The 19,217-nt window shown below is 61.2% G+C and carries 23 protein-coding genes; 17 read left to right on the top strand and 6 right to left on the bottom strand.

Annotated features, from left to right (window positions below):
* Nucleotides 1-77 precede the first annotated feature (77 nt).
* Genes BLV67_RS17935 through pilG form a run of 4 tightly spaced genes read right to left on the bottom strand, consistent with a single transcriptional unit; the run spans nucleotide 78 to nucleotide 3,482 of the window.
* Nucleotides 78-2,129, bottom strand: coding sequence for a methyl-accepting chemotaxis protein (locus BLV67_RS17935; protein WP_074854491.1), 2,052 nt, complete (start codon nucleotides 2,127-2,129; stop codon nucleotides 78-80).
* Entirely contained in the window at nucleotides 2,126-2,650 is a 525-nt protein-coding gene (locus BLV67_RS17930; protein ID WP_065912202.1) for a chemotaxis protein CheW, read from the bottom strand. The genes BLV67_RS17935 and BLV67_RS17930 overlap by 4 nt, the downstream gene beginning before the upstream one ends.
* Nucleotides 2,651-2,662: 12 nt before the next feature.
* The gene (gene pilH / locus BLV67_RS17925) at nucleotides 2,663-3,028 is read right to left on the bottom strand and encodes a twitching motility response regulator PilH (RefSeq protein ID WP_017139442.1); all 366 of its coding nucleotides are present in this window, start codon (nucleotides 3,026-3,028) and stop codon (nucleotides 2,663-2,665) included.
* 46 nt (nucleotides 3,029-3,074) lie between these two features.
* Nucleotides 3,075-3,482 (bottom strand): twitching motility response regulator PilG, encoded by a 408-nt coding sequence (gene pilG / locus BLV67_RS17920; RefSeq protein WP_010564379.1) that lies wholly within the window; start codon nucleotides 3,480-3,482, stop codon nucleotides 3,075-3,077.
* Between the two features lie 239 nt (nucleotides 3,483-3,721).
* On the opposite strand from pilG, the gene gshB reads away from it, so the two are divergent.
* The 7 genes from gshB to BLV67_RS17885 all read left to right on the top strand — a co-directional run bounded on the left by gshB (nucleotide 3,722) and on the right by BLV67_RS17885 (nucleotide 9,720).
* Nucleotides 3,722-4,675: a glutathione synthase gene (gene gshB, locus BLV67_RS17915; RefSeq protein ID WP_056857702.1), complete on the top strand. Its 954-nt coding sequence runs from the start codon at nucleotides 3,722-3,724 to the stop codon at nucleotides 4,673-4,675.
* Between the two features lie 77 nt (nucleotides 4,676-4,752).
* A complete protein-coding gene (locus BLV67_RS17910) occupies nucleotides 4,753-5,658 on the top strand; it encodes an energy transducer TonB (protein ID WP_065912204.1) in 906 nt (301 codons plus the stop codon).
* A gap of 169 nt (nucleotides 5,659-5,827) precedes the next feature.
* Complete coding sequence (locus BLV67_RS17905) at nucleotides 5,828-6,397, top strand: YqgE/AlgH family protein (protein WP_065912206.1); 570 nt, start codon at nucleotides 5,828-5,830, stop codon at nucleotides 6,395-6,397.
* Nucleotides 6,397-6,834, top strand: coding sequence for a Holliday junction resolvase RuvX (ruvX, locus tag BLV67_RS17900; RefSeq protein ID WP_003213744.1), 438 nt, complete (start codon nucleotides 6,397-6,399; stop codon nucleotides 6,832-6,834). The genes BLV67_RS17905 and ruvX overlap by 1 nt, the downstream gene beginning before the upstream one ends.
* A gap of 82 nt (nucleotides 6,835-6,916) precedes the next feature.
* The gene (gene pyrR / locus BLV67_RS17895; RefSeq protein ID WP_017139446.1) at nucleotides 6,917-7,423 is read left to right on the top strand and encodes a bifunctional pyr operon transcriptional regulator/uracil phosphoribosyltransferase PyrR; all 507 of its coding nucleotides are present in this window, start codon (nucleotides 6,917-6,919) and stop codon (nucleotides 7,421-7,423) included.
* A gap of 24 nt (nucleotides 7,424-7,447) precedes the next feature.
* Nucleotides 7,448-8,452: an aspartate carbamoyltransferase catalytic subunit gene (locus tag BLV67_RS17890; protein WP_056857699.1), complete on the top strand. Its 1,005-nt coding sequence runs from the start codon at nucleotides 7,448-7,450 to the stop codon at nucleotides 8,450-8,452.
* The gene (locus BLV67_RS17885) at nucleotides 8,449-9,720 is read left to right on the top strand and encodes a dihydroorotase (protein WP_069787070.1); all 1,272 of its coding nucleotides are present in this window, start codon (nucleotides 8,449-8,451) and stop codon (nucleotides 9,718-9,720) included. The genes BLV67_RS17890 and BLV67_RS17885 overlap by 4 nt, the downstream gene beginning before the upstream one ends.
* A 143-nt stretch (nucleotides 9,721-9,863) precedes the next feature.
* Here the strand turns inward: BLV67_RS17885 and BLV67_RS17880 are convergent, their stop codons facing one another.
* Nucleotides 9,864-10,292, bottom strand: coding sequence for an NINE protein (locus BLV67_RS17880; RefSeq protein WP_065912210.1), 429 nt, complete (start codon nucleotides 10,290-10,292; stop codon nucleotides 9,864-9,866).
* A 249-nt stretch (nucleotides 10,293-10,541) separates the two neighbouring features.
* Here BLV67_RS17880 and BLV67_RS17875 point away from each other — a divergent pair, with 249 nt between their 5' ends.
* Nucleotides 10,542-11,177, top strand: a complete 636-nt coding sequence (locus tag BLV67_RS17875) for a C40 family peptidase (RefSeq protein ID WP_017139450.1) — start codon at nucleotides 10,542-10,544, stop codon at nucleotides 11,175-11,177.
* A 138-nt stretch (nucleotides 11,178-11,315) separates the two neighbouring features.
* On the opposite strand, the gene BLV67_RS17870 is transcribed toward BLV67_RS17875, so the two are convergent.
* Nucleotides 11,316-12,350 carry a type IV pilus twitching motility protein PilT gene (locus tag BLV67_RS17870; protein WP_069787071.1) on the bottom strand — a complete coding sequence of 345 codons (1,035 nt, stop codon included), beginning with the start codon at nucleotides 12,348-12,350 and terminating at the stop codon, nucleotides 11,316-11,318.
* A gap of 57 nt (nucleotides 12,351-12,407) precedes the next feature.
* Between BLV67_RS17870 and BLV67_RS17865 the strand changes: the two genes are divergently transcribed.
* The 9 genes from BLV67_RS17865 to BLV67_RS17825 all read left to right on the top strand — a co-directional run bounded on the left by BLV67_RS17865 (nucleotide 12,408) and on the right by BLV67_RS17825 (nucleotide 19,113).
* A complete protein-coding gene (locus BLV67_RS17865; protein ID WP_065912213.1) occupies nucleotides 12,408-13,094 on the top strand; it encodes a YggS family pyridoxal phosphate-dependent enzyme in 687 nt (228 codons plus the stop codon).
* 33 nt (nucleotides 13,095-13,127) lie between these two features.
* A complete protein-coding gene (gene proC, locus BLV67_RS17860) occupies nucleotides 13,128-13,946 on the top strand; it encodes a pyrroline-5-carboxylate reductase (RefSeq protein WP_069787072.1) in 819 nt (272 codons plus the stop codon).
* A 25-nt stretch (nucleotides 13,947-13,971) separates the two neighbouring features.
* Complete coding sequence (locus BLV67_RS17855; protein WP_017139454.1) at nucleotides 13,972-14,559, top strand: YggT family protein; 588 nt, start codon at nucleotides 13,972-13,974, stop codon at nucleotides 14,557-14,559.
* A 196-nt stretch (nucleotides 14,560-14,755) separates the two neighbouring features.
* A complete protein-coding gene (gene metX, locus BLV67_RS17850; RefSeq protein WP_069787073.1) occupies nucleotides 14,756-15,895 on the top strand; it encodes a homoserine O-succinyltransferase MetX in 1,140 nt (379 codons plus the stop codon).
* A 7-nt stretch (nucleotides 15,896-15,902) separates the two neighbouring features.
* Nucleotides 15,903-16,523 carry a methionine biosynthesis protein MetW gene (gene metW / locus BLV67_RS17845; RefSeq protein WP_016972957.1) on the top strand — a complete coding sequence of 207 codons (621 nt, stop codon included), beginning with the start codon at nucleotides 15,903-15,905 and terminating at the stop codon, nucleotides 16,521-16,523.
* A 21-nt stretch (nucleotides 16,524-16,544) separates the two neighbouring features.
* Nucleotides 16,545-16,979 carry a DUF4426 domain-containing protein gene (locus BLV67_RS17840; protein WP_056857692.1) on the top strand — a complete coding sequence of 145 codons (435 nt, stop codon included), beginning with the start codon at nucleotides 16,545-16,547 and terminating at the stop codon, nucleotides 16,977-16,979.
* Nucleotides 16,976-17,572: an RdgB/HAM1 family non-canonical purine NTP pyrophosphatase gene (gene rdgB / locus BLV67_RS17835; RefSeq protein WP_025859581.1), complete on the top strand. Its 597-nt coding sequence runs from the start codon at nucleotides 16,976-16,978 to the stop codon at nucleotides 17,570-17,572. Before BLV67_RS17840 ends, rdgB begins: the two co-directional genes overlap by 4 nt.
* On the top strand, nucleotides 17,569-18,771 hold the full coding sequence (gene hemW / locus BLV67_RS17830) for a radical SAM family heme chaperone HemW (protein WP_069787074.1): 1,203 nt from the start codon (nucleotides 17,569-17,571) through the stop codon (nucleotides 18,769-18,771). The genes rdgB and hemW overlap by 4 nt, the downstream gene beginning before the upstream one ends.
* A gap of 18 nt (nucleotides 18,772-18,789) precedes the next feature.
* Nucleotides 18,790-19,113, top strand: a complete 324-nt coding sequence (locus BLV67_RS17825) for a DUF3392 domain-containing protein (RefSeq protein WP_056857690.1) — start codon at nucleotides 18,790-18,792, stop codon at nucleotides 19,111-19,113.
* Nucleotides 19,114-19,217: the final 104 nt, after the last annotated feature.

Genomic DNA, 19,217 nt, shown 5'->3' with positions numbered 1-19,217 from the left:
ACCTATGCAACCGACCCACCGCTATCGCAGGCAAGCCAGCTCCCACATTTGGACTGTGGTGTTTTCCAGATAGCATTTCAATCATCGGCCTGTTTAGGCGGCGGCAGGGTGAAACCCGACACCGACCGGCGCAACTGGCTGGCCATTTTTGCCAGGTTGCCGATGCTTTCCGCCGTGGCCGTAGAACCCGACGATGTCTGCGTGGTGATCTGCTGAATCACATTCATCGTCAGCGAAATCTGCCCCGCCGATGAGGTCTGTTGCTGCGCCGCATTCGAGATGCTCTGAATCAGCGCCGCCAGGGTTTTCGACACGCCTTCGATCTCTTCCAGCGCCACGCCCGCGTCCTGGGCCAGCCGCGCGCCGCGCACCACTTCGGTGGTGGTCTGCTCCATGGAGATAACCGCTTCGTTGGTGTCGGCCTGAATCGCCCGCACCAGGGTTTCGATTTGCCGGGTGGCGGCGGATGAGCGCTCGGCCAGCCTTTGCACCTCATCGGCCACCACCGCAAAACCGCGCCCGGCGTCACCGGCCATGCTCGCCTGGATGGCGGCGTTGAGGGCGAGGATGTTGGTCTGGTCGGCAATGTCGTCGATCAGGCTGACGATGTCGCCAATCTCCTGGGAAGATTCGCCCAGGCGTTTGATACGTTTGGCGGTGTCCTGGATCTGTTCGCGAATGTTGTCCATGCCATGGATGGTGTTGTGCACCACCTCGTTGCCCTTGTTGGCGATTTCCACAGAGCGCTCCGCCACGGCCGAAGATTCGGCGGCGTTGGCCGACACTTGATCGATGGACTGCGCCATCTGGTTGATCGCCGTAGAGGCTTCGGCGATCTGCTGGGCTTGGTGCTCAGAAGCCTGGGCCAGGTGCATGGCGGTGGCCTGGGTGTCCTGCACCGCACCGGCCACTTGCCCGGCGGTGAGGTTGATGGTGGCAACCAGATCGCGCAGTTGGTCCACGGAGTAGTTGATGGAATCGGCGATGGTGCCGGTGAAGTCCTCGGTGACCGAGGCGGTCACGGTGAGGTCGCCGTCGGCCAGGTCTTCGATTTCATCGAGCAGGCGCATGATCGCGTTCTGATTGCGCTCGTTCTTCTCGGCGGTTTCATGCAGTTGGCGGTTGGTTTCGCGCACCATCACCAGGCCGATCAGAATGATCGAGGCCAACGCCAGCAAACCCAATACATAACCGCCAATGGTGTCGAAACTGCGCCCGCTGGCGAGGTTTTCAAAACCTGTGGCCAAGTGCGAGGCTTCATCGAGCAGGGTTTGCGACAGGTTGAAGATATTGCTCGCCGAGGCCCGTACCTGGAACAGTTGCGGCGAGGTTTCGAGGATTTCATCCACGGAGCCGGAGACAAACTCGAACAGCTCCGAAATTTCCGCCAGCCGCGCGCGGGCGTCATGGTCTTCGACCTGGGTGATGCGCAAGCCCGGGTTGCCATTGAGCATCCCGTTGAGCACCACACCAAAGCGGCTGGCATCGCGGCCAAAGGCATCGGCGGCTTGCACGGCGGTTTCGTCGCCCGCCAGCACGGTGTTGACCGCGCCTAAAATGCGCTCGGCCAACAGCGACTGGCGTTGCGCCAAGGCTACCTGGCCGGCCGGCGCGCCACGTTGCAGCAGGATATCCACGACCTTTTCCGACTCCATCTGCAATTGCGGCACGGTTTCGGCGAGGGTCGCGGCCACTTGATGCAGGGACAGCACGGTTTGTTCGCTGGCGAGAATCGCGTCGGTGTTTTTCAGCAGCGCTTCCCAGTCGGTCTGCACCGCGCGCATTTCCGCCCGAACCGCACTGGGCGCGGCGGGCAGACCGGTGTCGGTATCACCTTTTTTCAGGTAGCCCCAGCGCTGGGCAAAGTCGTTGCGCGCATCGCCCAGCAATTTGAACGCGGCGGCCTTGCCGGCAGCGGCCTCGGTGGCGTTTTTGGCGATGCGTTGGGACAGCACACGCAGCTCACCGGCGTGGCCGATGTACTGCTTGTCATAGGTGGACTGGGTGTTGAGGTACGCGAAGTTGGCAAACAGCAGCATGATGAACACGATCAGCGCGATAAACAGCACGATGATCTGTGAGCGGCTGCGCGACGCGGCCTGGGGTTTGGGCGTGGTGACGGTGGTCATGCGGCAACATCCATAAAGCCCGGGGCCTGGGCCAGAGCGAAGGGGCTGAAGACTTGCCACAACTGATCGCTGTCGAACTCACCCTGGATAAACGGCGCGGCCGGGGCAGTGCTCACCAACAATGCGTCTTGTGCGAAATGCTGCATGCCCACTACCTCGTCTACCAGCAGCCCGACAAACAGGTCGTTGTACTCGACCACCAGCACCCGCCGCTGCTTGCGTGCCTTGGACAGTTCCAGGCCAAGAAAACCGCCCAGGTCCATCACCGGCAGCAAACGCCCGCGCAGGTTGGCCACGCCCTTGACCCACGGCTTGACGCCGGGCATCAGCGTGCAACGCGGCTCATGCAGCACTTCGGCGACTTCGCCCATCGGCGCCACGTACCAGTGGGGCCCCAGGCGAAAGCCGATCCCGCTCCAGCGTTGCAGGCGAGCTTCCTGGGACGGCAGGTCGGCGGCCAGCAGGCGGCAGCGGCGGTCGATGTCCAGCAGCAGCTCGAAGGCGGTTTGCGACTCGGTCATGATCGCGAGCCTTTAGCCGGCCAGTACCTTGTTCAAGGTGGCGATCAGGGTGTCTTCGTCCACCGGCTTGGTCAGGTAATCCTTGGCACCCTGGCGCGCGCCCCAGATCTTGTCGGTTTCCTGATCCTTGGTGGTGATGATGATGATCGGAATGCCGTTGGTTTCCGGCTCCTTGGACAGCTGGCGGGTAGCCTGGAAGCCGTTGAGGCCCGGCATCACGATGTCCATCAGCACGGCGTCAGGTTTTTCCTGACGGGCCAGGGCCACGCCGTCCGCGCCGTTTTCGGCTTTGAGCACCACGTGGCCGTGCTTTTCGAGCATGCCGGTGAGTTTGTACATTTCAGTCGGCGAATCGTCGACGATCAGAACGCGTGCCATGGTTTTCCCCACTACATTGGTCGGCGCCGGCCCTTGTGAGGCGGCGTCAGTGTGCTTGTTCTACTGCGGCGAACCCAGGCACGTAAGCCTTGATTGCACCCAGCAGTTCTTCCTTGCTGAAAGGCTTGGTCAAAAACTGATCGACACCCACGATGCGCCCCTTGGCCTTGTCGAACAGGCCGTCTTTGGACGACAGCATGATCACCGGGATCGACTTGAACGCCGGGTTGTTCTTCACCAGGGCGCAGGTCTGGTAGCCATCCAGGCGCGGCATCATGATGTCGACAAAGATAATGTGCGGGTGATGATCAACAATCCGGGCCAGGGCATCGAAACCGTCGATGGCCGTGATCACATCGCAGCCCACGTTCTTCAACAGCGTCTCGGCGGTGCGGCGGATCGTTTTCGAATCGTCGATCACCATCACTCTCAAGGCGTTGGAATGCTGTTCCATATCTGCTCTACCATCGCCACAGCGAATCGGTTTTCGGTGTGTACTGCCTGATGTTGCACAGGATGAGCGCCGCAAGCCTTGGAATTCAAGGGCTGCTGCGCCGTGGCAGTCTTTTTAGCACAGTCTCCGGGCGCAATCTATCGAGCAACCGGCCAGGTGGTTTTTCCTTGACCCACAACAGCTGCAGCGCCACTCTGACGCCACTTTTATGCGCCCTAATTTGCTAGAGGAAATCCCCCATGAGCGTTCGCGTCGGCATTGTCATGGACCCTATCGCCAGCATTTCCTATAAAAAGGACAGCTCGCTGGCCATGCTCCTGGCCGCCCAGGCCCGCGGCTGGACCCTGTTCTATATGGAGCAGCGCGATCTTTACCAGGGCGACGGCGAAGCCCGCGCACGCATGCGCCCGCTGCAGGTGTTTGCCAACCCTGAGAAGTGGTTTGAGCTGTCGGACGAAATCGACAGCCCGTTGAGCGATCTGGATGTGATCCTGATGCGCAAAGACCCACCGTTCGACATGGAATTCGTCTACTCCACGTATCTGCTGGAACAGGCCGAGCGCGCCGGTGTGCTGATCGTCAACAAGCCGCAGAGCCTGCGCGACTGCAATGAAAAGCTGTTCGCCACGCTGTTCCCGCAGTGCACGCCGCCGACCGTGGTCAGCCGCCGTGCCGACGTGCTGCGTGAATTCGCCGCCAAACACGGTGATGTGATCCTCAAACCGCTGGACGGCATGGGCGGTACGTCGATCTTCCGTCACCGCGCCGGCGACCCGAACCTGTCGGTGATCCTGGAAACCCTGACCGCGCTGGGCACCCAGCAGATCATGGGCCAGGCTTATATCCCGGCGATCAAGGACGGCGACAAGCGCATCCTGATGATCGACGGCGAGCCGGTGGATTATTGCCTGGCGCGTATTCCGGCGGCAGGCGAGACCCGTGGCAACCTGGCGGCAGGTGGTCGTGGTGAGGCACGCCCCTTGTCGGACAAAGACCGTTGGATCGCCTCTCAGGTTGGCCCAACCCTGCGGGAAAAAGGCCTGCTGTTTGTAGGACTAGACGTAATTGGCGAGAACCTCACCGAAATCAACGTCACCAGCCCGACCTGTATTCGCGAGATCGACAACGCATTTGGCACGAACATCGGCGAAATGCTGATGGCGGCCATTGAGCGCAAGCTACAAGCCAAGTGACATAGAACAGCCGGACACACACCAACATTGCGTTATCATGCGCCACCTGTGAAACGCGCGATGTTGGTTTTTTTGTCATGACACTCCCGTCCGACCTGCCCCCCGAACTCTCCCCCAGCGGCGTGCGCCCGGCTGATCGGCTCGGATTTACCCTGTTCCTGGCCGCCTTGATCCACCTCGCCCTACTCCTGGGCCTGGGCTTCACCTACGTCGAGCCCAAGCAGATCACCAAAACCCTGGAAATCACCCTCGCTACGTTCAAGAGCGAAAAGAAGCCCGAAAAGGCCGATTTTCTCGCCCAGGACAACCAGCAAGGCAGTGGCACCCTCGACAAGAAGGCCGTGCCCAAGACCACCGAAGTGGCGCCCTTCCAGGACAACAAGGTCAATAAAGTCACGCCGCCACCTGCGCCCAAGCCTGAGGTCAAACAGGCCGCGCCCAAGGCTGCCGTGACCACCGTCGCGCCGAAACCGCAAAAAGCTGCGACTCAGCGCGAGAAAACCAAGACCGAGCCGACGCCTGAGCCCGTCAAACCGGCCCCTACGTTCGACAGCTCACAGCTTTCCGACCAGATTTCCAGCCTCGAAGCCGAACTGGCCAATGAACAGCAGCTATACGCCAAACGCCCGCGCATTTACCGGCTGAATGCCGCCTCGACCATGCGCGACAAAGGCGCCTGGTATAAGGACGAGTGGCGCAAGAAGGTCGAGCGCATCGGCAACCTCAACTACCCGGATGAAGCACGACGCCAGCAGATCTATGGCAATTTGCGTCTTTTGGTGTCGATCAACCGCGACGGTTCGCTTTATGAAGTGCAGGTGCTGGAGTCGTCCGGCCAGCCGCTGCTGGACCAGGCTGCCCAGCGCATCGTGCGCCTGGCTGCGCCTTTCGCACCGTTTACCGGTGACTTGAACGACATCGACCGCCTGGAAATCATCCGCACCTGGAAGTTTGCCAGGGGCGATCGGCTGTCCAGCAATTGATGACAACGGATCGTTCCCACGCTCTGCGTGGGAACGCATCTCAGGACGCTCCGCGTCCGCTTTTAAGAGCGTGACGCGGAGCGTCACAGGCGACACTCCCACGCAAAGCGTGGGAGCGATCACTAACTCCAGCTTGTCAGTTCGCCCCTCCAACGCCACACTAGTGGACATGAAAAATGTCAGCCCGACCTACCTCAAGCACCAATTCCTGATCGCCATGCCCCATATGGCCGACCCGAACTTTGCGCAGACCTTGACCTACATCGTCGAGCACACGGCCAATGGTGCCATGGGGTTGGTGGTCAACCGCCCTCAAGCGCTGAACCTGGCCGATATCCTTGAGCAACTGCGCCCCGAGATCGACCCGCCGGCGCGTTGCCAGGGCGTACCGATCTACATTGGCGGGCCGGTGCAGACCGATCGTGGTTTTGTGCTGCACCCCACCGGGCCGAAGTTTCAGGCCACGGTAGACCTTGAAGGCGTGTCGCTGTCCACCTCCCAGGACGTGTTGTTCGCCATCGCCGACGGCGTCGGCCCCGAGCAAAGCGTGATCACCCTCGGCTACGCCGGCTGGGAAGCCGGGCAACTGGAAGCCGAACTGGCCAGCAACGCCTGGCTGACCTGCCCGTTTGACGCCGACATCCTGTTCAACACCGCCAGTGAGCTGCGCCTGGAAGCGGCTGCCGCCAAGCTGCGGGTCAACCTCAGCCTGCTGACCAGCCAGGCGGGGCACGCCTGATGGCTTTGCGCTTGATCCTCGGTTTTGACTACGGCACCAAACAGATCGGCGTAGCGGTCGGCCAGGTGATTACCGGCCAGGCCCGCGAGCTGTGCACCTTGAAAGCCCAGAACGGCGTGCCGGACTGGAACCAGGTCGAAGCCCTGATTAAAGAGTGGAAGCCTGATGCGGTCGTGGTCGGCCTGCCGTTGAACATGGACGGCACTCCCAGCGAGATGTGCCTGCGCGCGGAAAAATTCGCCCGCCGCCTCAATGGCCGTTACAACCTGCCCTTTTATACCCACGACGAACGCCTGACCACCTTCGAAGCCAAGGGTGAGCGCCGCGACCGTGGCGGGCAAAAAGGCAGCTACCGCGACAACCCGGTGGACGCCATTGCCGCCGCCCTGTTGTTACAGGGTTGGCTGGATGAAAACACCGCTTTATTTGAATCCTGACTGACGCGGCTTGCCGCGTCTTTTTACGTTTGAGTCCGGACCTTGCCGCGCCCTCGCCGCGCAAGGCCTTGAAGGAGCCACCATGAGCCTGCCCAATCCCGCCGAACTGATCAGCCAGATGGCGATTCGCCTTAAGGCCCACCTGGAACACCGCGCCATCAGCGAGCCGCGTTTTATCGGGATCCGCACCGGCGGTGTGTGGGTGGCCCAGGCGCTGCTGGAAGAACTGGGCAGCGATTCGCCGCTGGGCACCCTGGACGTGTCCTTTTACCGTGACGACTTCAGCCAGAATGGCCTGCACCCGCAAGTACAGCCCTCGGCACTGCCATTCGAGGTCGAAGGCCAGCATCTGGTGCTGATCGACGACGTGCTGATGAGCGGCCGCACCATCCGCGCCGCCCTCAACGAGCTGTTCGACTACGGCCGCCCGGCCAGCGTGACCCTCGTATGCCTGCTGGACCTGGACGCCGGCGAATTGCCGATCAGCCCGGACGTGGTTGGCGCAACGCTGTCGCTGCAAGCCCATCAACGGGTAAAATTGTCCGGTCCCACGCCGCTCGAACTCGAACTGCAAGACCTTGCCCTTTAAACCGCCTTGTACAGAGTCCCCGCGATGACGCCTCTAGATGCCAAGCGCCCGCTGCAGCTCAATGCTCAGGGCCAGTTGCAACACTTCTTGTCCCTCGACGGTTTGCCCCGCGAACTGCTCACCGAAATCCTCGACACCGCCGACTCGTTCCTCGAAGTCGGTGGCCGGGCGGTGAAGAAAGTCCCGCTGCTGCGCGGCAAAACTATCTGCAATGTGTTCTTCGAGAACTCCACGCGCACCCGCACCACCTTTGAACTGGCGGCCCAGCGGCTGTCGGCCGACGTGATCACACTGAACGTGTCGACCTCGTCGGCGAGCAAGGGCGAAACCCTGCTCGACACCCTGCGCAACCTGGAAGCCATGGCCGCCGACATGTTCGTGGTACGCCACGGCGACTCCGGCGCCGCACACTTTATCGCCGAGCATGTGTGCCCGCAGGTGGCAATCATCAACGGCGGCGACGGCCGCCACGCACACCCGACCCAGGGCATGCTCGACATGCTCACCATTCGTCGGCACAAGGGCAGCTTTGAAAACCTCTCGGTGGCCATCGTCGGCGACATCCTGCACTCGCGGGTGGCGCGTTCGAACATGCTGGCCCTGAAAACCCTGGGTTGCCCGGATATCCGCGTGATCGCGCCGAAAACCCTGCTGCCGATCGGCATCGAGCAATACGGCGTGAAGGTCTACACCGACATGACCGAAGGCCTCAAGGATGTGGACGTGGTGATCATGCTGCGCCTGCAGCGCGAGCGCATGTCCGGTGGCCTGCTGCCGAGCGAAGGCGAGTTCTACCGCCTGTTCGGCCTGACTACCGCACGTTTGGCCGGTGCCAAGCCGGACGCCATCGTGATGCACCCAGGCCCGATCAACCGTGGCGTGGAGATTGAATCGGCAGTGGCCGATGGCCCGCAGTCGGTGATCCTCAACCAGGTGACTTATGGCATCGCCATCCGCATGGCTGTGCTGTCCATGGCCATGAGCGGGCAAACCGCGCAACGTCAATTCGAGCAGGAGAACGCCCAGTGAAGCTCAGCATTCTTGGCGCTCGCGTTATCGATCCGGCCAGTGGCCTGGATCAAGTCACCGACCTTCACCTGGAAGCCGGCAAGCTCATCGCCATTGGCGCCGCGCCCGCAGGTTTCAGCGCCAGCCAGAGCATCGACGCCAAAGGTTTGGTAGCCGCGCCTGGCCTGGTGGACCTGAACGTCGCTTTGCGCGAGCCGGGTTACAGCCGCAAAGGCAGCATCGCCAGTGAAACCCGCGCCGCCGCAGCCGGTGGCGTCACCAGCCTGTGCTGCCCGCCGCACACCAAGCCGATCCTGGACACTTCGGCGGTGACCGAGCTGATCCTCGACCGCGCCCGTGAAGCCGGTAATTGCAAAGTGTTCCCCATCGGCGCCCTGAGCAAAGGCCTGGAAGGCGAACAACTTGCCGAGCTGATCGCCCTGCGCGATGCCGGTTGCGTGGCCTTCGGCAACGGCCTGGAGAGTTTTCGCAGCACCCGCACGCTGTGCCGTGCCCTGGAATATGCGGCTACGTTCGATCTGACCGTGATCTTCCACTCTCAGGACCGCGACCTGGCCGAAGGCGGCCTGGCCCATGAAGGCGCCGTGGCCAGCTTCCTTGGTTTGCCGGGCATTCCGGAGACTGCCGAGACCGTGGCCCTGGCCCGTGACCTGTTGTTGGTGGAGCAAAGCGGTGTACGCGCGCACTTCAGCCAACTCACGAGCGCACGTGGTGTGGCGTTGATCGCCCAGGCCCAGGCGCGCGGCCTGCCGGTGACGGCGGATGTGGCGCTGTATCAGCTGATTTTGACCGATGAGGCGCTGATCGACTTCTCCAGCCTGTATCACGTGCAGCCACCGCTGCGCACCCTGGCCGACCGTGAGGGTTTGCGGGCGGCGGTGAAGTCGGGTGTGGTTTCGGCGATTTCCAGCCATCACCAGCCCCACGAACGGGATGCCAAGCTGGCACCGTTTGGCGCGACAGAGCCAGGCATCAGCAGCGTAGAGCTGTTGTTACCACTGGCGATGACCCTGGTGGAAGACGGTTTGCTGGACTTGCCGACGCTGCTCGCTCGCCTGAGCGCTGGCCCTGCCGAGGCGTTACGCCTGCCGGCGGGCAAGTTGGCGGTGGGTTCGCCGGCGGATCTGGTGGTGTTTGACCCTGCCAGCTCCACGGTTGCCGGGGAACACTGGCTGTCCAAGGGCGAGAACTGCCCGTTCATCGGCCATAGCCTGCCGGCGACGGTGCGCTACACCTTGGTGGATGGGCGGATTACCTATCAGGCCTGACTCCAGTCTGGAGTGGCCGCAGTAAATGTGGGAGCGGGCTTGCTCGCGAATACGGTGTATCAGCTGGCAAATATGCTGACTGATCCACCGTTTTCGCGAGCAAGCCCGCTCCCGCATTGGGCTCTCTAATAGGATTGAGAGACTTAGCGCCCGCTATTGCGCTCGGCATTGCGGATCGAAATCTGCGTATTCAACGTCCAGAAGTCATACAGCACCCCGATCAGGAACAAACCGCCGGTCAGCAGGTAGATCAGGCCGGTGATCCATTTGCCCTGGTACATGCGGTGCAAACCGAATACACCCAGGAACGCCAACAGAATCCAGGCCACGTTGTATTCGATCGGCCCGGCGGTAAAACGCAGGTCCGCTTCACGGTCCATGGCCGGGATCAGGAACAGGTCGATCAGCCAACCAATACCGAACAGGCCGAAGGTGAAAAACCAGATCGTCCCGGTCACGGGCTTGCCGTAATAGAAGCGATGCGCCCCGGTAAAACCGAAAATCCAAAGCAGGTAACCGATCACCTTGCTGTGGGTGTCTTGCTGCGTAACAACCTGTCGATAGGTGTTCATGGAGTACCTCTTTTGCCTCGATAGATAAATTTTTTCATTTTCTTTGTGACTTTTTTACGGGCGCCCGACGCACGGCAAATGGTATCTTCCCTCCCGCAAAGCCTTATGCCACCTGACCTCTGTAGGACAATTGCGGCAATTCGTCGCGTTTTTCCAGAGTTTGACCCCAGAGTTCAGTCGACAAACGGCCTGAGAACGACACAAAAAGCTGTTATAAAGTTGCGCGCAAACCTAAAAGAGCCACGCCTAATGCGACCATTTTTCAAGACATGGCTAACCATCTGCCTATTAATGCCACTGGCCGCCCACGCCACCAATCGTGAGCAACGTCTTCCTAACGTTAACGGTTTCACCCCTAAAGTTCACAGCACACCCAGCACTGCCAAGTCGGTAAAGCTGACCGTCAACCGCCCGACTCAAGTGAGCAAGGCCCACGGTAAAGCGATCCACACCCAACTGGCCGTCAACACCAAGCAAAGCAGCAATGTCCTCAGCCGCGCCGTTAACGTGCTCGGTACTCCTTATCGTTGGGGCGGCAGCAGCCCAAGTAAAGGGTTCGACTGCAGCGGTTTGGTGAAATATGCGTTTAATGACGTAAAAGCGGTGGATTTGCCCCGCACCTCCAATGCCATGGCTGCCGGCCACGGCTTGAAGGTTGACCGCAAGGATTTGAAACCGGGCGACCTGTTGTTCTTCAAACTGAAGAGCCGCCAGGTCAACCACGTTGCCATCTACCTGGGCAACGACCGCTTTATCCACGCACCGCGCCGTGGCAAGTCGGTGAGCATCGACACGCTGAAAAAGCCGTTCTGGGACAAGAACTACGTGATTGCCAAGCGTGTTCTGCCTAAAGAGCAGAATAACCTGCGGGTTGTTCAGCGCTGATTAGAGCTATAACGCGATACAAAATGTGGGAGCGGGCTTGCTCGCGAATGCGGTGGTTCAGTCACCTAAGATATTGACTGACACTCAGCATTCGCGAGCAAGCCCGCTCCCACATTTATTTTGCGTCGATCTTCAGACCTATATATCCCCAGGCACCCGCGCCAGCCCCCGCGCATCCTCCCGGCTGATCAGCCCTTCGCTGACCAACGCCTTCAAGCTCATATCCAGGGTTTTCATCCCCAACGCCCCACCGGTTTGAATCGCCGAGACCATCTGCGCCACCTTGTCCTCGCGGATCAGGTTACGGATGGCTGGCGTGCCCAGCATGATCTCGTGCGCCGCCACCCGGCCGCCGCCGAGCTTTTTGACCAGCACCTGGGACACCACCGCCTGCAACGACTCCGACAACATGGCGCGCACCATGGCTTTTTCCCCCGCCGGGAACACGTCCACCAGTCGGTCCACGCTCTTTGCCGCTGAAGAGGTGTGCAGCGTGCCCAATACCAAATGCCCGGTCTCTGCGGCCGTCAGCGCCAGGCGGATGGTTTCGAGGTCACGCAGCTCGCCCACCAGAATCACATCCGGGTCTTCACGCAGGGCCGACCGCAGCGCCGCCGAAAAACTATGGGTGTCGCGGTGCACCTGGCGCTGGTTGATCAGGGCCATTTTCGGCCTGTGGATAAATTCGATCGGATCTTCCAGCGTGAGGATGTGCTGGCGTCGGTGCTGGTTGAGGTGGTCGATCATCGCCGCCAGCGTCGTCGACTTGCCGGAGCCGGTCGCGCCGGTTACCAGCACCAGGCCGCGCGGCAGCTGCGCGATACGGCGCAAGACCTCGCCTAATCCGAGGTCTTCCAGGCTTTGCACTTCGCTGGGGATGGTGCGAAACACCGCGCCCATGCCGCGATCCTGGCGGAACACATTCGCGCGGAACCGCGCCAGGCCCGGCAGCGTGAAGGCAAAATCCGTTTCAAGAGATGTTTCGAAATCCTTTTGTTGGTGCTGATTGAGCAAAGGGCTTAATAGGTCCGCAACTTGCGTAGGCGAAAGTACCGGGCCCTCCAATGGCCAGATTTCGCCATCGACACGCAGCATCGGCGCCAGGCCAGCCGACAAATGCAGGTCGGAGGCGCCACGGCGCACGCTGGCCGTCAGCAGTTCAGTGATATCCATAGGGCTTTCCATTTCCAGTAGAATGCCGCGGACTCCATATCCACGGGTGCATCTTGAATGTCGACGATAGCAGACAACATCGGCCAGGTTAGCCAGCGCGTCCGCGCCGCGGCCCACGCCGTGCAACGTGACGAAAGCAGCATCCACCTGCTGGCCGTGAGCAAAACCAAACCTGCCCAGGCCGTACGCGAAGCCTATGCCGCCGGCCTGCGCGACTTTGGCGAGAACTACCTGCAGGAAGCCCTGGGCAAACAGGCCGAATTAACCGACCTGCCCTTGAGTTGGCACTTCATCGGCCCCATTCAATCGAACAAGACGCGTGCGATCGCCGAAAACTTCGCTTGGGTACATTCCGTGGACCGCTTGAAAATTGCTCAACGCCTGTCCGAACAACGCCCGGCCGACCTGCCGCCACTGAACATCTGCATTCAGGTCAACGTGAGTGGCGAAGCCAGCAAGTCCGGCTGTACACCCGCCGACCTGCCGGCCCTGGCCGCTGCAATCAGCGCCCTGCCACGTTTGAAGCTGCGTGGCTTGATGGCGATCCCCGAGCCGACTGAAGATCGCGCGGCACAAGATGCAGCCTTTGCAGCGGTCAGCGATCTGCAAGCCAGCCTGAACCTGCCGCTGGACACACTTTCCATGGGCATGAGCCACGACCTTGAATCGGCTATCGCCCAAGGCGCCACCTGGGTGCGGATCGGTACCGCCCTGTTTGGCGCCCGCGACTACGGCCAGCCGTGAAATGGCTGACATCCATCTAAGTAAGGACCTGTCATGAGCAACACGCGTATTGCCTTTATCGGCGCCGGGAACATGGCGGCCAGCCTGATCGGCGGCCTGCGGGCCAAGGGCCTGGAAACCACGCAGATCCGCGCCAGCGACCCCGGCGCCGAAACCCGCGCCCGCGTCAGCGCCGAGCACGGTATCGAGACCTTTGCCGATAACGCCGAGGCCATCCAGGGCGTCGACGTGATCGTGCTGGCGGTAAAACCGCAAGCCATGAAGGCCGTGTGCGAAAGCCTGCGCCCGAGCCTGCGACCGCACCAACTGGTGGTGTCGATCGCTGCCGGTATCACCTGCGCCAGCATGAACAACTGGCTTGGCGCCCAGCCGATCGTGCGTTGCATGCCCAATACGCCGGCACTGCTGCGCCAGGGCGTGAGCGGCTTGTACGCCACCGCCGAAGTGAGCGCCGAACAGCGCGACCAGGCTCAAACGCTGCTGTCCGCCGTGGGCATTGCCGTGTGGTTGGAACAGGAGCAGCAACTGGACGCGGTCACCGCCGTCTCCGGCAGCGGCCCGGCCTATTTCTTCCTGCTGATCGAAGCGATGACCGCCGCCGGCGTGAAACTGGGCCTGCCACACGACGTGGCTGAGCAACTGGCCGAGCAAACCGCCTTGGGCGCCGCGAACATGGCGGTAGAAAGCGCTGTGGACGCCGCCGAGTTGCGCCGTCGCGTGACCTCGCCAGGTGGCACTACTCAAGCTGCAATCGAATCGTTTCAGGCCGGGGGCTTTGAAGCCCTGGTGGAAAAAGCACTGGGTGCTGCGGCACACCGTTCAGCCGAGATGGCTGAGCAGCTGGGCAAATAGTCATCCCTTACCAAGGTAATCAAACATGCTCGGAATCAATGACGCTGCCATTTTCATCATCCAGACCCTGGGCAGCCTGTATCTGCTGATCGTGCTGATGCGTTTTATCCTGCAACTGGTGCGGGCGAACTTCTACAACCCGCTGTGCCAGTTCGTGGTCAAGGCCACCCAGCCGCTGCTCAAGCCGCTGCGCCGGGTAGTGCCGAGCATGTTCGGCCTGGACATGTCCTCGCTGGTGCTGGCGCTGTTGCTGCAAATCCTGTTGTTTGTGGTGATCCTGATGCTCAACGGCTACCAGGCGTTCACCGTGCTGCTGTTGCCATGGGGTTTGATCGGGATCTTCTCGCTGTTTTTGAAGATCATCTTCTGGTCGATGATCATCAGCGTGATTCTGTCGTGGGTCGCACCCGGCAGCCGCAGCCCGGGTGCTGAGTTGGTGGCCCAGATCACCGAGCCGGTGCTGGCGCCGTTCCGTCGCCTGATCCCGAACCTGGGCGGCCTGGATATTTCGCCGATCTTCGCGTTTATCGCGATCCAGCTGCTGCAAAGCTGGGTGATTCCGCGCCTGGCGTACTACGCGTTCATGCCTAAAGAGCTGTTCGGCCTGATCTGACCGCATGATCGTTCCCACGCTCTGCGTGGGAATGCCTCTTGGGACGCTCTGCGCCCCCTCATGCAGGGTGCGACGCGGAGCGTCACCGGCTGCATTCCCACGCGGAGCGTGGGAACGATCGTCTGGCTCAGGGTTTGCTTGCCGCTGGGGTCACCGCTCTTTAGACTTACGCCTCATTTAAACGAGAGCAGGGTCGATGCCAGCTGCCTTCCCCCCCGATTCTGTTGGACTGGTCGTGCCCCAAGTGGCGCACTTCAGCGAACCGCTGGCCCTGGCCTGCGGCCGTTCGCTACCGGCCTATGACCTAATCTATGAAACCTACGGCCAGTTGAACGCCACGGCGAGCAACGCCGTGCTGATTTGCCACGCCTTATCCGGCCATCATCACGCCGCTGGCTTTCACAGTGCCGACGAGCGCAAGCCCGGCTGGTGGGACAGCTGCATCGGCCCCGGTAAGCCCATCGACACCAACAAATTCTTTGTGGTCAGCCTGAACAACCTCGGCGGCTGCAACGGTTCTACCGGCCCCAGCAGCCTCAACCCGGAAACCGGCAAACCGTTCGGCGCCGACTTCCCGGTGCTGACCGTGGAAGACTGGGTGCACAGCCAGGCGCGTCTTGCCGACCTGCTGGGCATCAAGCAATGGGCCGCCGTGATCGGCGGCAGCCTGGGCGGCATGCAGGCGCTGCAATGGACCATCTCCTACCCGGATCGCGTGCGCCATTGCCTGGCCATCGCCTCGGCACCAAAACTGTCGGCGCAGAACATTGCCTTCAACGAAGTGGCACGCCAGGCCATCCTCACCGACCCCGAGTTCCACGGCGGTTCGTTCCAGGAAGCCGGTGTGATCCCCAAACGCGGCTTGATGCTGGCGCGGATGGTCGGGCATATCACCTACCTGTCCGATGACTCCATGGGCGAAAAATTCGGCCGCGGGCTCAAGAGCGAAAAGCTCAACTACGACTTCCACAGTGTCGAGTTCCAGGTCGAAAGCTACCTGCGTTATCAGGGCGAGGAGTTCTCGGGGCGTTTCGACGCCAACACTTACCTGCTGATGACCAAGGCGCTGGACTACTTCGACCCGGCCGCCAACCACGACGACGACCTGGCGAAAACCTTCGAGCACGCCACGGCCAAGTTCTGCGTGATGTCGTTCACCACCGACTGGCGCTTCTCGCCAGCGCGCTCCCGTGAGCTGGTGGACGCCTTGATGGCCGCACGCAAAGACGTCTGCTACCTGGAGATCGATGCTCCGCAAGGCCATGACGCCTTCCTGATTCCGATCCCGCGCTACCTGCAGGCCTTCAGTAACTACATGAACCGAATAGCACTGTGAGAACGCCATGAGAGCCGACCTGGAAATCATCCAAGACTGGATCCCCGCCGGCAGCCGCGTGCTCGACCTGGGCTGCGGCGATGGCGAACTGCTGAGCTGGCTGCGTGACAACAAGCAAGTCACCGGTTATGGCCTGGAAAACGACCCGGACAATATCGCCCAGTGCGTGGCCAAGGGCATCAACGTGATCGAGCAGGACCTGGACAAGGGCCTGGGCAACTTTGCCAGCAACAGTTTCGATATCGTGGTGATGACCCAAGCGCTGCAGGCGGTGCACTACCCGGACCGCATCCTCGACGAGATGCTGCGCGTGGGCCGCCAGTGCATCATCACTTTCCCCAACTTTGGGCACTGGCGCTGCCGCTGGTACCTGGCCACCAAGGGCCGGATGCCAGTCTCGGACTTCCTGCCGTACACCTGGTACAACACGCCGAACATCCACTTCTGCACCTTTGAAGACTTTGAAGCCTTGTGTGGCGAGCGTGAAGCCAAGGTGATCAACCGCCTTGCCGTCGATCAACAGCACCGCCACGGCTGGGCGAGTAAACTATGGCCCAACCTGTTGGGCGAAATTGGTATTTACCGGGTCAGCAGCCCTGGCCTGACCGACCACAAGATTGCCGTCTAATCATTATCAAGAGGCACGATCATGAGTCGTTTGGCTGTTTTTTTATTGACTGCATTGCTGGGCGCCAACGCTATGGCCGCCGATGTTATCGACCCTAATCGCACCAAGGAATTTGGTGATATCACCGTTCGTTACAACACCTTTACCTCCAGCTTCCTGCAGCCCGAAACCGCTCAAGCGGTGGGCGTTGTACGCAGCAAGAACAAAGGGTTGATCAATGTGTCGGTGTTTAAAGGTGTGACGCCTGTGGTGGCGCAAGTGACCGGCACCATCAAGGACTTGAGCGGCAAGAGCGAAGTGCTGACGTTCAAGCAAATCACCGAGAAAGGCGTGACCAATTACCTGGCCCCTTACTCAGTGCCGCAACAGGAATTCAAGACCTTCACTATCAACGTTGAAACTGGCGGCAAGGCCCACGGTTTCAGTTTTGTCCAAGAACTTTTCCCGGCCGAATGATGAACCTCACCCAACTCGTACTGGCCAGCCATAATGCCGGCAAACTCAAAGAACTCCAGGCCATGCTCGGCGACTCCGTGCAACTGCGCTCGATCGGCGAGTTCAGCCAGGTCGAGCCGGAAGAAACCGGCCTGTCGTTTGTCGAAAACGCCATCCTCAAGGCCCGCAATGCCGCACGCATCTCCGGCCTGCCGGCGCTGGCGGATGACTCGGGCCTGGCCGTGGATTTCCTCGGCGGCGCGCCGGGCATCTATTCGGCGCGGTATGCCGACGGCAAGGGTGATGCGGCCAACAACGCCAAATTGCTGGACGCCCTCAAGGACGTGCCGGACGCCGAGCGCGGTGCACAGTTCGTCTGCGTGCTGGCGCTGGTTCGCCACGCTGATGACCCGTTGCCGATTCTGTGCGAAGGCCTGTGGCACGGGCGCATTCTGCATGCGGCCAGTGGCGAGCATGGCTTTGGCTATGACCCGCTGTTCTGGGTACCGGAGCGCAATGTCTCCAGCGCCGAGTTGAGCCCGGCCGACAAGAATCAGATCAGCCACCGCGCCCGCGCAATGGATTTGCTGCGCCAACGCCTGAGCCTGAAATGACCCAGAACACCTCTGCGCAGCCGCTGATCCACGGCGGCGCGCAAACACCGCGGGCGGCTCTGCCGGTGCTGCCGCCTCTGGCGCTGTACATCCACATTCCATGGTGTGTGCGCAAATGCCCGTATTGCGACTTCAACTCCCACACCGCGAGCAAAGTGCTGCCGGAAGAAGAGTATGTGGACGCACTGCTGGCCGACCTTGATCAAGACCTGCACGCGGTTTACGGCCGCGAACTGAGTTCGATCTTCTTCGGTGGCGGTACGCCGAGCCTGTTCAGCGCCGCCGCACTGGGCCGCCTGCTCAAGGGCGTGCAAACCCGTATTGCGTTTGCAGGCGACATCGAAATCACCCTGGAAGCCAACCCCGGCACCTTCGAACAAGAGAAGTTCGTGGCGTACCGCAAGCTGGGGATCAATCGCCTGTCCATTGGCATCCAGAGCTTCCAGCAGCAAAAGCTTGAGGCGTTGGGCCGCATCCATAATGGCGATGAGGCTGTGCGCGCCGCTGGTATGGCCCGCCAGGCCGGGTTCGATAACTTCAACCTGGACCTGATGCACGGCTTGCCCGATCAGTCGCTGGACGATGCCCTGAGCGACTTGCGCCAAGCCATCGCGCTGAAGCCCACGCACTTGTCGTGGTATCAGCTGACGCTGGAACCCAACACCGTGTTCTGGAACCAGCCGCCCGCGCTGCCGGAAGACGACACGCTGTGGGACATTCAGGAAGCCGGCCAGGCGCTGCTGGCCGAACACGGTTACGCGCAATATGAAGTCTCGGCCTATGCCCAATCGGGCCGCCCGGCGCGACACAACCTGAACTACTGGAGCTTCGGCGACTTTATCGGCATCGGCGCCGGTGCCCACGGCAAGCTCAGCCACCCGGACGGGCGCATCATCCGCACCTGGAAGACCCGAGCACCCAAGGACTACCTCAACCCGGCCAAAAGCTTTCAGGCCGGGGCGAAAGAACTGACCAATGAAGAGCTGCCGTTCGAGTTCCTGATGAACGCTTTGCGCCTCACCGAAGGCGTTGAATCCAAGCTGTACGCCGAACGCACCGGCCTCGACCTGGCCAGCCTCGACGAAGGCCGCCGGGAGGCAGAACAAAGTGGCTTAATGCAGGTCGAACCGTCACGCCTGGCGGCCACCGACCGTGGGCAACTGTTTCTCAATGACCTGTTGCAGAAGTTTTTGAGCTGATCGCTCTAAGGAAATCACATGGATTTGGTACTCGACCTGCTCGCCACCGTGTCCCGCTGGAGCCGTAGCAACCTGTCGGAAATCTCCCTGGCCCTTGTCGGCTGCCTGCTGGTGTTGTTTGGCGCGGATATCAAAGGCTGGATCGAAGGCCGCCTAGGCAGCCTCGCCGGGGCCTTGCGCGTACCCTTGATGGCGCTGGTATGCATGATCGGCAGCGGCGCGGCCTTGCTGTATGCCACGCCGTGGATTGTTCGGGGGCTGAGCCAGTTTAATAACTACAGCCTGGCGCCGGTGCTGGTGGTGGTGCTGGTGTTGATTGGCGTAGTAGCCGACCGCCGCTGATTTAAAGCGCGCTGCAAAACAACTGTGGGAGCTGGCTTGCCTGCGATGCTGGCACCTCGGTGTATCTGTGATACTGAGGTGATGCTATCGCAGGCAAGCCAGCT

Source organism: Pseudomonas salomonii (assembly GCF_900107155.1).
GTDB lineage: Bacteria > Pseudomonadota > Gammaproteobacteria > Pseudomonadales > Pseudomonadaceae > Aquipseudomonas > Aquipseudomonas salomonii.
This window is presented reverse-complemented; position numbering and strand designations above follow the sequence as displayed.

Excerpts from the sequence above, each read along its gene's own strand:
- BLV67_RS17935 (WP_074854491.1), bottom strand. The coding sequence starts at position 2,129 with ATGACCACCGTCACCACGCCCAAACCCCAGGCCGCGTCGCGCAGCCGC.
- BLV67_RS17930 (WP_065912202.1), bottom strand. The coding sequence starts at position 2,650 with ATGACCGAGTCGCAAACCGCCTTCGAGCTGCTGCTGGACATCGACCGC.
- pilH (WP_017139442.1), bottom strand. The coding sequence starts at position 3,028 with ATGGCACGCGTTCTGATCGTCGACGATTCGCCGACTGAAATGTACAAA.
- pilG (WP_010564379.1), bottom strand. The coding sequence starts at position 3,482 with ATGGAACAGCATTCCAACGCCTTGAGAGTGATGGTGATCGACGATTCG.
- gshB (WP_056857702.1), top strand. The coding sequence starts at position 3,722 with ATGAGCGTTCGCGTCGGCATTGTCATGGACCCTATCGCCAGCATTTCC.
- BLV67_RS17910 (WP_065912204.1), top strand. The coding sequence starts at position 4,753 with ATGACACTCCCGTCCGACCTGCCCCCCGAACTCTCCCCCAGCGGCGTG.
- BLV67_RS17905 (WP_065912206.1), top strand. The coding sequence starts at position 5,828 with ATGAAAAATGTCAGCCCGACCTACCTCAAGCACCAATTCCTGATCGCC.
- ruvX (WP_003213744.1), top strand. The coding sequence starts at position 6,397 with ATGGCTTTGCGCTTGATCCTCGGTTTTGACTACGGCACCAAACAGATC.
- pyrR (WP_017139446.1), top strand. The coding sequence starts at position 6,917 with ATGAGCCTGCCCAATCCCGCCGAACTGATCAGCCAGATGGCGATTCGC.
- BLV67_RS17890 (WP_056857699.1), top strand. The coding sequence starts at position 7,448 with ATGACGCCTCTAGATGCCAAGCGCCCGCTGCAGCTCAATGCTCAGGGC.
- BLV67_RS17880 (WP_065912210.1), bottom strand. The coding sequence starts at position 10,292 with ATGAACACCTATCGACAGGTTGTTACGCAGCAAGACACCCACAGCAAG.
- BLV67_RS17875 (WP_017139450.1), top strand. The coding sequence starts at position 10,542 with ATGCGACCATTTTTCAAGACATGGCTAACCATCTGCCTATTAATGCCA.
- BLV67_RS17870 (WP_069787071.1), bottom strand. The coding sequence starts at position 12,350 with ATGGATATCACTGAACTGCTGACGGCCAGCGTGCGCCGTGGCGCCTCC.
- BLV67_RS17865 (WP_065912213.1), top strand. The coding sequence starts at position 12,408 with ATGTCGACGATAGCAGACAACATCGGCCAGGTTAGCCAGCGCGTCCGC.
- proC (WP_069787072.1), top strand. The coding sequence starts at position 13,128 with ATGAGCAACACGCGTATTGCCTTTATCGGCGCCGGGAACATGGCGGCC.
- BLV67_RS17855 (WP_017139454.1), top strand. The coding sequence starts at position 13,972 with ATGCTCGGAATCAATGACGCTGCCATTTTCATCATCCAGACCCTGGGC.
- metX (WP_069787073.1), top strand. The coding sequence starts at position 14,756 with ATGCCAGCTGCCTTCCCCCCCGATTCTGTTGGACTGGTCGTGCCCCAA.
- metW (WP_016972957.1), top strand. The coding sequence starts at position 15,903 with ATGAGAGCCGACCTGGAAATCATCCAAGACTGGATCCCCGCCGGCAGC.
- BLV67_RS17840 (WP_056857692.1), top strand. The coding sequence starts at position 16,545 with ATGAGTCGTTTGGCTGTTTTTTTATTGACTGCATTGCTGGGCGCCAAC.
- rdgB (WP_025859581.1), top strand. The coding sequence starts at position 16,976 with ATGATGAACCTCACCCAACTCGTACTGGCCAGCCATAATGCCGGCAAA.
- hemW (WP_069787074.1), top strand. The coding sequence starts at position 17,569 with ATGACCCAGAACACCTCTGCGCAGCCGCTGATCCACGGCGGCGCGCAA.
- BLV67_RS17825 (WP_056857690.1), top strand. The coding sequence starts at position 18,790 with ATGGATTTGGTACTCGACCTGCTCGCCACCGTGTCCCGCTGGAGCCGT.